We start from the raw sequence: 11,919 nt of genomic DNA, 5'->3' as shown, positions 1-11,919 counted from the left end.
CATCCTTCGTCCCTGCCCTGCGACTCGCGCCGTCACACCACATCATATGGCTGCCAGGCGCGAGCGTCGTCGAGAGGACAATGCGCCGCCTGTGGATGGCCCGGCTGCCTCAGCCCTCATCCTGAGGAGCGATCGCAGATCGCGTCTCGAAGGATGCTCCAGTTCGTGGTGACAGCGCTCCCTTGAGCATCCTTCGAGACGCCGCTGCGCGGCTCCTCAGCATGAGGGCTGAGGGGAAAATCGCCGCATCAAACGTTCGGGCCGGAGAGCAGCGCCGCCCAGAGCCAGATCATGCCGAGGAAGGTGCCGAGGGAGGCGAGCTCCGCCAATCCAAGTGCCAGTTTGCGTGCCAGAACCATGTCCGCCTCCTGATTTCCTGATATGTTCACTTTAATTCATGCTTTGTTCTCGTCAATCTCTCCTGAATGATTGGGGTCGCTCGACTGAATCGCCGGTTAACGAAACCTAAAGAAGCAGCGCTGTTCGGGTCACCGCACAGTGCGCGGGAGCCCTCTCCTGGAAGGAGAGGGTTGGGTGAGGTGTCGGCCGTTGGACACTGCTGCCGTAAGCTGACCGTCATTGCGAGCGCAGCGAAGCAACCCAGGGGGATTGCGCTCTACATCTCCTGGGTTGCTTCGCTGCGCTCGCAATGACGGGGTTCAGCTTCACTGGTGTTCGGGCCGACACCTCACCCTGCCCTCTCCTTACAGGAGAGGGTTCCCCGCGCCCTTGCTTCGAGGCGTGAGTCCGGTTGCCGACCCGCTCAGCCCAGCGGCACCACGAGCCCGTCACGGATCGTCACCTGCCGGTCCATGCGGCGGGCGAGGTCGAGGTTGTGCGTCGCGATCAGCGCCGCCAGCCCGGAGGCGCGGGCGAGCGCGACCAGCGTCGAGAAGACGTGGAGCGAGGTGACGGGGTCGAGGTTGCCGGTCGGCTCGTCGGCCAGCAGCAGGCGCGGCGCATTGGCGACGGCGCGGCCGATGGCGACGCGCTGCTGCTCGCCGCCGGAGAGCTCGCCCGGCAAATGGTCGAGCCGCTGGCCGAGGCCGAGGAAGGTCAGCAACTCCTTCGCCCGCTCCTCCGCCTCGATCTTGGAGAGACCGCGGATGCGCTGCGGCAACATGACGTTCTCGAGCGCCGTGAATTCCGGCAGCAGGTGATGGAACTGGTAGACGAAGCCGATCTCGGTGCGGCGCAGGCGCGTGCGGCCCTTGTCGTCGAGCTTGGTCGTGGCCAGCCCGCCGACGAAGACCTCGCCGGAATCGGGCTTTTCCAGCAGGCCGGCGACGTGCAGCAAGGTCGATTTGCCGGTGCCGCTGGGCGCGACCAGCGCGACGAGCTCGCCCGGCCAGAGCGCGAAATCGGCCTTGCGCAGGATTTCGAGCGGCGCGTCCGTCTGCGGGTAATAGCGCTCGATCTGCGAGAGAAAGAGCGTGGGCGTTTCCTGTGCCATGATCGTCAGCCCATCCGCAGCGCTTGGACGGGGTCGAGCCTTGCCGCCTTCCAGGCGGGGTAGAGCGTCGCCAGCAGGGAGAGCACCAGAGCCATCACCACCACGGTCGCGACCTCGCGCCAGTCGATCACCGAGGGGATGTCGCTCAGGAAGCGGACAGTCGGGTTCCAGAGGTCGGCGCCCAGTATCCAGTTCAGGAAGGCCAGGATCGACTTGATGTTGTTGGCGAAGAGGACGCCGAGGAGCAGCCCCGCCAGCGTGCCGACGACGCCGATCGCCGCCCCCGTGATCAGGAAGACGCGCAGCACCGTGCCGCGCGAGGCGCCCATGGTGCGCATGATCGCGATGTCCTCGGTCTTGTCCTTCACCAGCATGATCAGGCCGGAGACGATGTTGAGCGCCGCCACCAGCACGATCAGCGTCAGGATGATGAACATCACGTTGCGCTCGACCTCGAGCGCGCTGAAGAAGGAGCGGTTGCGCTGGCGCCAGTCGGAAAGCACAAGCGGGCGCGGCGCGTCGGCCTCGATCGCGTCGCGCACGGATTGCGTCCGGTCGGGATTGTCGACGAACACCTCGATGACGCTGACATCGCTGTCCCGACCGAAATAGGCCTGCGATTCCGTCAGCGGCATGAAGACGAAGGAGGCGTCGAACTCGGTCATGCCGATCTCGAACACCGCCTGGATCGGATAGGTCTTGATGCGCGGGGCCGTGCCGAACGGGGTCGAGGCGCCCTTCGGCGAGAAGAGCTGGATCGAGTCGCCCGCCGTCACCGACAGGGCCGCCGCGAGCCTGCTGCCGATGGCAATGCCGCCAGACGTGTCGAAACCGTCGAGCGTGCCGCGCCTGATGTTGCCGCCAATATAGGGAACCGACTTGAGATCGGCCTCGCGAACGCCGCGGACCAGCACGCCGCCATTGCCATATTGCGACGAGGCCAATGCCTGGCCCTCGACCAGCGGGATGGCGAACTTCACGCCCGGGATCTGCTTCAGGCGGTTGGCGACCATTTCGTAATCGTCGAGCGGGCGGTCGATCGGGGTCACGAAGATATGGCCGTTGACGCCGACGATCTTGTCCAGCAGCTCCTTGCGGAAGCCGTTCATCACCGACATCACGACGATCAGCGTCATGACGCCGAGCATGATGCCGAGGAAGGAGAAGCCGGCGATGACGGAGACGAAGCCCTCGCGCCGACGCGTGCGCAGATAGCGCCCGGCGAGCAGCCATTCGAAACCGGCGAAGGGACGCGTACCCGTCGGCATATCCGCCGCGTCGCGCCCTGCGCCCTCACCCACGATCGGCTCCACCGCCGCGTTCATCGCTGCGCGCTCATGCGGAGCGGCCGGGGAAGCGGTCGAGCGCCGCCGCGAGCGAGACCTGCTCGCGCTCGCCGCCGGCGCGGCGCTTGATCTCGACCTTGCCTTCGGCCAGCCCCTTAGGGCCGACGATGATCTGCCAGGGCATGCCGATCAGGTCGGCCGTCGCGAATTTTCCGCCCGGCCTCTCGTCGGTGTCGTCGTAGAGCACGTCGTAGCCCTTGGCGGCGAGCGCCTTGTAGAGCTCCTCGCAGGCGCCGTCAGTGCCGGCATCGCCCTTCTTGAGGTTGAGCACGGCGATGTCGAAGGGGGCGATCTCGTCGGGCCAGACGATGCCGGCATCGTCATGGCCGGCCTCGATCAGCGCAGCGACGAGGCGGCTCGGGCCGATGCCGTAGGATCCCATGTGCACCGGCACCTGCGCTCCGTCGGGGCCCGTCACGGTCGCGCCCATCGGAGCGGAGTACTTGGTGCCGAAGTAGAAAATATGGCCGACCTCGATGCCGCGGGCCGAAACCTGCTTGTCGGCGGGAATGGCCTCGAAGGCTTCCTTGTCGTGCATCTCGTCGGTCGCGGCGTAGAGGCTCGTCCACTTGTCGACGACGCCCTGCAGGCCGGGGATGCTGTCGAAATCGGTGTCGACGGAAGGCGTCGCGAAGTCGAGATAGTCCTTGTGGCAGAAGACCTCGCTCTCGCCGGTCGAGGCGAGCACGATGAACTCGTGGCTGAGATCGCCGCCGATCGGGCCGGTATCGGCGCGCATCGGGATCGCCTTCAGGCCAAGCCGCGCGAAGGTGCGCAGATAGGCCGTGAACATGCGGTTATAGGCATGGCGGGCACCGGCCTGGTCGAGGTCGAAGGTATAGGCGTCCTTCATCAGGAACTCGCGGCCGCGCATCACGCCGAAACGGGGACGGACCTCGTCCCGGAACTTCCACTGGATGTGGTAGAGATTCAGCGGCAGGTCCTTGTAGGACTTGACGTAGGATCGGAAGATGTCGGTGACCATCTCCTCGTTGGTCGGGCCGTAGAGCATGTCGCGCTCGTGCCGGTCCTTGATGCGGAGCATCTCCTTGCCATAGGCGTCGTAGCGCCCGCTCTCGCGCCAGAGATCGGCCGACTGGATGGTCGGCATCAGGATCTCGACCGCGCCGGAGCGGTTCTGCTCCTCACGCACGATATTGCTGATCTTGTTGAGGACGCGCAGGCCGAGCGGCAGCCAGGAATAGATGCCGGCCGATTGCTGGCGGATCATGCCGGCGCGCAGCATCAGCCGATGCGAGACGATCTCGGCTTCCTTGGGCGTGTCGCGCAGGATCGGCAGGAAATAGCGGGAGAGGCGCATCGGAACACTCGTTCGAGGGCGATGCGCGAGGGAGTACGCACCGAGTCACGTTATGCCAGAGACACCATCGTGGTTTGCAAAATGCAAACGCTAATCGACTTGGTGCAGATGAAGATGGCGCAAAGCCGCAGCCGGCGGCCTTCGCCGCCATGTCAGCGCTTGGCGAATTTCGCCTTCAGCTTGTCCCGCACGACCGGCGGGACGAAGGCCGAGACATCACCGCCCATGGAGGCGACCTGGCGCACGAGCGTCGCAGTGATGTGGCGGGCCGGCGGGGTCGCCGGCAGGAACACGGTCTGCAGCTCGGGAACCATGGTGTGGTTCATGCCGGCAAGCTGCATCTCGTAGTCGAGGTCGGTGCCGTCGCGCAGGCCGCGCACCAGGATGGTGGCGCCGACGCGGCGGGCCGCGTCGATGGTCAGGTCGTCGAAGGTGATGACTTCGAGCTGGGTGTTGAGCTCGGCCGCGACCGGCTCGCAGATCTGGCGCAGCAGTTCGGCGCGCTCCTGCGCCGAGAAGATCGGCGCCTTGCCGGGGTGGACGCCGATGGCGAGGATCAGCCTGTCGCAGAGCCGGCAGGCCGCCGCGATCATGTCGACATGGCCGTTGGTGACGGGGTCGAACGACCCGGCGTAGAAGGCAACGTGGCTCATGCGACAGGGTTAGCCTTACGCCGCGGCCGCGACAAGCCGGGCTCAGGCGGCGCGCACCTGCGCGATGAACTCGTCGACGCGCGATTTCAGCGAATGGGCGAGCCCGGTCAGGTCTCCCGCCGCGCGCAGCACGGCGCCGGCGGCATCGGCGGTCTGCTGCGAGGCGGCCTGGACCAGGCCCGTCGCCTCGCCGATGCGGCTGAACTCACCGGTCGCGGCGCCGACATCGGCGACGATGGCATGGGTCACGCCCTGCTGATGGCGCATCGTCTCGGCCGAGCGGCGCACCGTGTCGCTGAGGTTCGCGATCATCGCCTGGATGCCGGAGATCGCCTCGACCGTCGCCGCCGTCGCCTGGTTCATCGAGGCGATCTGGCGCGAGATGTCGCCGATCGCGCTAGCGGTCTGGCCGGCGAGCCCCTTCACCTCGGAGGCGACCACGGCGAAGCCGCGGCCCGCCTCCCCGGCTCGGGCCGCCTCGATCGTGGCATTGAGCGCGAGCAGGTTGGTCTGCGCCGCAATCTCCGAGATCAGGCCGACCACGTCCGAGACCTGAGCCGCGCCGGCGGCGAGCGAATCGACCACCGTGCTCATCTCGCCGGCATAGTCGCGGGCGCTGCGCGCCGAGCGGTCGGAGGATTGGACGTCGCTGCCGAGCCGGTCGATCGCCGAGCGCAGATCCTTCGCCGCGTTCTCGATCGAATGGATGCTGGCAATGGCGCGGCCCGTCGCCTGATGCATCGTCGCCACCGTGGCCTGCGTCTCCTGCGCGCCGCCGGAGAGCTGGTTGGCGGTGACGCTGAGCTCCTCGGCCGCCGTTGAGACCGCGCCGGTCACCGAAAGAATCGAGCGGTCGAGATCGGCCGCGAGGTCGGAGAGGAACAAGGCGCGCTGCTCGTCGGCGTCGCGGCTGCGCTCCTCGCGCTCCCGGTCGCGCGCCTTTTCCTCGGCGACCATGTTCTCGCGGATGCGCTGCACCGAGGCTGCGATGCCGCCGATCTCGTCGCGCCGGAAGCGCCCGGTGATCGGCTGGTCCGAGCGGCCGGACGCGATGCCGGCGAGCGCGTCGGACAATCCGGCGATCGGCCGGGCCACCGACCAACCCAGCGTCGTCGCGATGAAGAGCAGTGGCACCAGGACGACGATGCCGGCGGCGAGCATGGCCGAACGGAGCTGGTCGGTGACGGCATAGGCCTTGTCGAGCGGCTCGGTCAGCCAGAGATACCAGGTCCAGGGCCCGACCTGGATGTCGCGCGCGACCACGACCAGCGGCCCGCCCCTGCGGCTTGGGACGTTATGCGCGGTATCGTCCGGCATCGAGCTGCGCAGCAAACCATCGAGCGGCACCGCCGGCAGGAAGCCGGCTTCGGGCGCGTTCACCGCCGAACGGGTGGTGCCATCGGCGCCGCTGACGAAAACGCGCGAACTCGAGCGCCGCTGCGCCGTGGCGGAGAGCACGCCGTCGAGCATCTCGAGGCCGATCGCAACGACCAGGGTTCCGACATGACGGCGCGGCGTGCCCAGCGGGCCGTCGAGGCTGAAGACGGGTTCGGCGAGAAAGGCGCGCATCGCGTCGCCCGCCAGTGCGTAGGGGGCGAAATCGATCAGCGTCTGGACGCCGGGCTCGCCCGCCTTGACCGAGGCCGCCGCCCTGGCAAGGCCGCTTCCGGACAGGGCCGTGGAGTTCAGCATCTCGCCGAACTCCCTGCCCTTGGTGACGCTGTAGACGACGCGCCCGGCCGGCGAGACCAGGAAGATGTCGGCATGGCCGAAATTCGCGTGGACCGAGCCATAGGTCTCATGCATCGCGACATGGCGCCAGGCATAGCCGCCGGCTTCGCCCTGACCGGTTATGGCGAGGCGTTCCGCCAGCGGCAGGGTGTCGTCGCCGCGATAGCGGCGCTTGATGGCGTCGACGCCGCCGCGGTCATAGTCCATCCATTTGTCGGCTTCCTGGACGGCGTTGGCGGCGAAGGCGCTGCGCGCCAGCACGGCAACCTCGGCGCGGATATGGTCCCAGCGCCGCTCGATCGCGAGCGCCTCGCTCTCGGCGGCGGCGTGAAGGCGATGCCGGACGGCTTCGTCAGCCCAGGATTTGACGGAGTGATAGGCGGCGTAGCCCACGCTTCCGGCCGCGAGCACGGCGAGGAAGACCATCGCGAAGGGCAATCGGAACCGCAGACTGGATAGTAACCGCATCTCCCCCGGCTCCAATGGCAATTCCTGCGCTTTGGAGCGAGTGAACACGATCGCGGTTAACCATAGGTCAATACACGCAGGGCGAGAGCGGGAATCGGACCTATCTCAGCCCGCGCAGGCTCTCGGCATCGCGCAAATAGGGCCCGTGCGGCGCGGCCGGGCCAAAGGCGTCGACCGTCAGCACGCTCATCGCGCCGGCGCTGCCGAGCAGAAGAGAGGCGATCACAAGAGCCGCGGCCATATTGGAGAACCGCCGCCGAACCAGGTTCCAGGGGCTAAGCTGCATCGATTTCTCGTGGCGAATCATGGAGATAAACGCAGTCCCTTGGCTGAAGGGCAGCTCCGGCGAGGCCGTGGCCACTTCATGTCAAAAGCATGACGGGGCTTTCGATCGCGTTAGCCAGCAGCGTTAACCGTTGCTTGCCCCACCGCCAGGCCCTACATCCCGCGCCATGCTTACGATCAGCGACATTACCTACCGGCTTGGCGAACGGCTCCTGCTCGACAAGGCCAGCGCCGCCCTGCCCGACGGCTCGCGCGTCGGCCTCGTCGGCCGCAACGGCACCGGCAAGACCACGCTCTTCCGCATCATCACCGGCGATCTCTCGCCGGAGGGCGGCTTGGTCAGCGTGCCGCGCGGCATGCGCATCGGCGGCGTGGCGCAGGAGGCGCCGGGCGGGCCGGAATCGCTGATCGAGGTCGTGCTCGCTGCCGACACCGAGCGCGCCGCCCTGATGAAGGAGGCGGAGACCGCGACCGATCCGCACCGCATCGCAGAGATCGAGACGCGGCTCGCCGATATCGGCGCGCATTCGGCCCCGGCGCGGGCCGCGACCGTGCTGCACGGGCTCGGCTTCAATGAAGAGGCGCAGCAACGCCCCTGCTCCGATTTCTCCGGCGGCTGGCGCATGCGCGTGGCGCTGGCGGCGGTGCTCTTCGCCGAGCCCGACCTGCTGCTGCTCGACGAGCCGACCAACTATCTCGACCTCGAAGGCACGCTCTGGCTCTACGACTACCTCGAGCGCTATCCACATACCGTACTCGTCGTCAGCCACGATCGCGAATTGCTCGACACCTGCGTCGACCACATCCTGCATCTCGACCAGGGCAAGCTGACGATCTATCGCGGCGGCTACACCTCCTTCGCGCGCCAGCGCTCGGAAAAGCAGATGCAGCTCGCCAAGGCGCGCGAGAAGCAGGACGCCGAGCGCAAGCACCTCCAGGCCTTCGTCGACCGCTTCAAGGCCAAGGCCTCGAAGGCGCGCCAGGCGCAGTCGCGCGTCAAGCGGCTGGAGAAGATGGAATCGATCGCGACCATCATCGACCGCGACGTGCAGCCCTTCAGCCTGCCCGGGCCGGAGCGGCCGCTCTCGCCGCCCATGGTCGTGCTCGACGACGTCGCCGCCGGCTATGGCGAGCGCAAGGTGCTCTCGAAGCTCAACCTGACCCTGCTGCCGGACGACCGCATCGCCCTGCTCGGCTCGAACGGCAACGGCAAGTCGACCTTCTGCAAGCTGATCGGCGGCAAGCTGGCGCCGCTGTCGGGCGAGATGCGCAGCTCGTCCAAGCTGCAGACCGCCTATTTCGCGCAGCACCAGCTCGACGAGCTCAGGCTGGAGGACACGCCGATCGCCCATCTGCGCGACCTGATGCCGGATGCGCCCGAGGCCAAGGTGCGCTCCAAGGCGGCACAGATCGGCTTTCCCGCCAGCAAGGCCGAGACTCCGGTCAAGAACCTGTCGGGCGGCGAGAAGGCGCGGCTGATGCTCGGCCTCGCCGCCTTCGGCGGGCCGCACCTGCTGATCCTCGACGAGCCGACCAACCATCTCGACATCGACAGCCGCACGGCGCTGGTGACCGCGATCAACGACTATCCCGGCGCCGTCATCCTGGTCAGCCACGACCGCTTCCTGATCGAGGCCTGCGCCGACCGGCTCTGGCTCGTCGGCGACGGCACCGTGAAGAACTTTGACGGCGACATGGAGGATTACCGCTCGCTCGTCCTTGGCGGCGCCAAGGCGGCGCGGCGCGAGAAGCAGGCTCCCGAAGCGGCGAACGGCAAGGCCGAGGAGCGCAAGGGCACGGCGGCCAAGCGCCAGGCGCAGGGGCCTCTGCGCCAGAAGCTCAACCTCGCCGAAGCCCGCATCGCCAAGCTGACCGGGCTGATCGAGAAGGTCGACGGCGTGCTCGGCAACGGCGCCGCGTTCGCGCGCGATCCGGACAAGGCCCTGCTGCTCTCCCGCCAGCGGGCGGAGCTGTCGGAAGCGCTGGCTGCCGCGGAGGAGGAATGGCTCGGACTGAGCGAGGAGCTGGAAAGCGCCTGAGCTGTGTCATGCCCGGGCTTGACCGGGGCATCTCTCGGGAGGTGCCTCCTGCCCGAGATGGTCGGGACAAAGCCCGACCATGACGCCACGCCGGCCTCGGCCGTCGCGGCGTCAGCCCTGCCCCGGCTTGTTGATCCGGCTCAGGCGGTTGTCGGTGAACATGTAGATCTCGCGGGCGCCGGGCTCGGAATAGAGCACCTGGACCTCGCGCTGGCCCTTGCCGCTCTCGCCGATCAGCACGTCGGTCGGCGGCGCGCCCTTGAGCTTGACCAGCTCGCATTCGGTGATGCCGAGCGCGATCTCCTTCGGCAGCGGCCGCGTCGACGGGTCAAGCGAGACATCGGCCGTGCAGGAGCCGTCGGCAGACAGCATCGCTTCCTGCGTCGAGGCGCGGGCGGAGACGCTGCTCGTGCGGGTGCCGCTCGAATCCTGGGTGAAGGAAAAGCCGCCGATATCGACGGAGCAGCCGCCCAGGGCCACGGCACAGGCAAACAGAACAGGTAGTCTCACGCTTTCTTCTCCCAGCGGCCGGTTTCGTCCTGCTGCCAATAAGTGGCGCTCGCGCCGAGCGTCTTGAGCTTGCGCCAATCCTCGCGGGCCGCAGCGAGCGCGTCGGGATCGTCGCCGTCGAACATCAGGACGACGCGCTCGTAATCCTGCAATGCGTCGGGAATGCGGACCCCCTCGACGCAGAAGCGCACCTGCGCGCCGTTGGGATTGTCCGGCTTCGTCGTCAGCACGATCGGGTTGTTCGGGGCATCGGGATCGGCTGCCGTGACATGCGGCAGGAAGCTCTCGTCGGCATAGGTCCAGAGATGATCGTCGAGCGCCGCCAGCCGCTCGCTGCTCGACAGCTCGACCACCGCCTTCCAGCCGCGCGCCAACGATCGATCGAGCAAGGTCGGGAGAACCTGCTCAAGCGGGCGCGACTGGAGATGGTAGAACAGAATCTCAGCCACGAAACCTCTTTTATTTCAGATCATTGCGCCGGGTAGCGCAGAGATCGAATCAGCTCTCGTAGTGGTCCGCCACTAGCCGGTCGAGCAGGCGCACGCCCCACCCCGAACCCCAAGAGCGGTTCACCTCGGTATTGGGCGAGCTCATGCCGGTGCCGGCGATGTCGAGATGGGCCCAGGGCGTGTCGTTGACATGACGCTGCAGGAACTGCGCGGCGGTGATCGAGCCACCATAGCGGCCGGCCGAGTTCTTCATGTCGGCGAACTTGGAATCGATCATCTTGTCGTAGCCGGGGCTGAGCGGCATGCGCCAGACCGTCTCGCCCGTCGCCTTGCCGGCGGTGGCAAGCTGCTCGGACAAGTCATCGTTGTTCGAGAACAGGCCGGCATTCTCCTGCGCCAGCGCGACCAGGATGGCGCCGGTCAGCGTCGCCAGGTTGACCATGAATTGCGGCTTGAAGCGCTCCTGCGTGTACCAGAGCACATCGGCTAGGACGAGCCGGCCCTCGGCATCGGTGTTGATGATCTCGATGGTCTGGCCCGAGAGCGAGGTGACGATGTCGCCGGGGCGCTGGGCGTTGCCATCGGGCATGTTCTCGACCAGGCCGATGACCCCGATGGCGTTGACCTTGGCCTTGCGGGCAGCGAGCGCGTGCATCAGCCCGGTGACGCAGGCAGCGCCCGCCATGTCGCCCTTCATGTCCTCCATGCCGGCGCCGGGCTTCAGCGAGATGCCGCCGGTGTCGAAGGTCACGCCCTTGCCGATGAAGGCGACGGGTTGCACGCTCGACTTGGCGCCGTTCCAGCGCATCACCACGACGCGGCTCTCGCGGCGCGAGCCCTGGCCGACGCCGAGAAGCGCGCGCATGCCGATCTTCTTGAGCTGCTTCTCGTCCAAAACCTCGATCTCGACGCCGAGCTTCTCCAGCTTGGCGGCGCGGTCGGCGAACTCCTCCGGGAAGAGCACGTTCGGCGGCTCGTTCACGAGGTCGCGAGCGATGTCGACGCCGGCCGCGATCGCCTCGCGCGCCTTCAGCGCCTTCTTGACGCCGGAGGGGTCGGTGACGCGCAGGGTGACGGCGATCGGCTCGGCCTCGTCCTTCTCCTTGCTCTTGGTCTTGTAGCGGTCGAAGGCGTAGGAGCGCAGCTTGAGGCCAAGGCCGATCTCGGCGATCTCGGCCGCGCTGATCTCGCCTTCCGGCAAGGCCGCGATGATATCGGCCGAGCGGCCGCTGCCGAGCTTGCCGGCGATGGCGCCGCCGAGCCTGGCGAAGTCGAGCTTGTCGCGCTCGGCCGAGGGACCGGTGCCGATGACGATCAGGCGCTCGTAGCCGGCGCCATCGGGCGCGAGCAGGGTGAGAGCGCTCAGCGCCTTGCCCTTGAAGCGCTCGGCCGCGGCGGCGCGCGCCAGCAGCGCATGCGTGCCCTCGCCCAGCCATTCCTCGGTGACCTTGGCCGGCGCCAGCCGATCGGAGACGAGAATGACCAGGTCCTCCGCCCCGATGGCGGTCAGGGCTTTGACATCAAGCTTCAGGCGCTGCGACATAAGCTGCTCACAATTGGCGGGAATAGGAGGTCGGACAGGGGCAAGGTCGACGGCGCGGACGATTCCCGTTTGCGCCATAATCAAGGCTATACCATAGGGTGTGTTTGGCGAACCGTCCAAG

The 11,919-nt window shown here is 67.3% G+C and carries 10 protein-coding genes; 1 reads left to right on the top strand and 9 read right to left on the bottom strand.

Annotation, left to right across the window (positions count from 1 at the left end; translation table 11 throughout):
- Positions 1-763: 763 nt before the first annotated feature.
- The 6 genes from DWF00_RS03595 to DWF00_RS03570 form a co-directional block, all read right to left on the bottom strand.
- Positions 764-1,453 carry an ABC transporter ATP-binding protein gene (locus tag DWF00_RS03595; protein WP_114830034.1) on the bottom strand — a complete coding sequence of 230 codons (690 nt, stop codon included), beginning with the start codon at positions 1,451-1,453 and terminating at the stop codon, positions 764-766.
- A gap of 5 nt (positions 1,454-1,458) precedes the next feature.
- Entirely contained in the window at positions 1,459-2,778 is a 1,320-nt protein-coding gene (locus DWF00_RS03590) for a lipoprotein-releasing ABC transporter permease subunit (RefSeq protein WP_425453049.1), read from the bottom strand.
- A gap of 10 nt (positions 2,779-2,788) precedes the next feature.
- Positions 2,789-4,120 (bottom strand): proline--tRNA ligase, encoded by a 1,332-nt coding sequence (gene proS / locus DWF00_RS03585; protein ID WP_114830033.1) that lies wholly within the window; start codon positions 4,118-4,120, stop codon positions 2,789-2,791.
- A 152-nt stretch (positions 4,121-4,272) separates the two neighbouring features.
- Positions 4,273-4,773, bottom strand: a complete 501-nt coding sequence (gene coaD / locus DWF00_RS03580) for a pantetheine-phosphate adenylyltransferase (protein WP_114830032.1) — start codon at positions 4,771-4,773, stop codon at positions 4,273-4,275.
- A 42-nt stretch (positions 4,774-4,815) separates the two neighbouring features.
- Positions 4,816-6,972 carry a methyl-accepting chemotaxis protein gene (locus tag DWF00_RS03575; RefSeq protein WP_114830031.1) on the bottom strand — a complete coding sequence of 719 codons (2,157 nt, stop codon included), beginning with the start codon at positions 6,970-6,972 and terminating at the stop codon, positions 4,816-4,818.
- Between the two features lie 100 nt (positions 6,973-7,072).
- Positions 7,073-7,279 (bottom strand): hypothetical protein, encoded by a 207-nt coding sequence (locus DWF00_RS03570; protein ID WP_147283723.1) that lies wholly within the window; start codon positions 7,277-7,279, stop codon positions 7,073-7,075.
- A 145-nt stretch (positions 7,280-7,424) separates the two neighbouring features.
- Between DWF00_RS03570 and DWF00_RS03565 the strand changes: the two genes are divergently transcribed.
- Complete coding sequence (locus DWF00_RS03565; protein ID WP_114830029.1) at positions 7,425-9,296, top strand: ABC-F family ATP-binding cassette domain-containing protein; 1,872 nt, start codon at positions 7,425-7,427, stop codon at positions 9,294-9,296.
- Between the two features lie 111 nt (positions 9,297-9,407).
- Here the strand turns inward: DWF00_RS03565 and DWF00_RS03560 are convergent, their stop codons facing one another.
- The 3 genes from DWF00_RS03560 to DWF00_RS03550 are packed head-to-tail and all read right to left on the bottom strand — an operon-like array spanning position 9,408 to position 11,798.
- Positions 9,408-9,806: a hypothetical protein gene (locus DWF00_RS03560; RefSeq protein WP_245973732.1), complete on the bottom strand. Its 399-nt coding sequence runs from the start codon at positions 9,804-9,806 to the stop codon at positions 9,408-9,410.
- Positions 9,803-10,255, bottom strand: coding sequence for a DNA polymerase III subunit chi (locus DWF00_RS03555; protein WP_114830028.1), 453 nt, complete (start codon positions 10,253-10,255; stop codon positions 9,803-9,805). The genes DWF00_RS03560 and DWF00_RS03555 overlap by 4 nt, the downstream gene beginning before the upstream one ends.
- Positions 10,256-10,304: 49 nt before the next feature.
- Entirely contained in the window at positions 10,305-11,798 is a 1,494-nt protein-coding gene (locus DWF00_RS03550) for a leucyl aminopeptidase (protein WP_114830027.1), read from the bottom strand.
- Between the last annotated feature and the right edge of the window lie 121 nt (positions 11,799-11,919).

Origin of the sequence: Allobosea caraganae, from assembly GCF_003351345.1 — a bacterium.
Classification (GTDB): Bacteria; Pseudomonadota; Alphaproteobacteria; order Rhizobiales; family Beijerinckiaceae; genus Allobosea; species Allobosea caraganae.
This window is presented reverse-complemented; position numbering and strand designations above follow the sequence as displayed.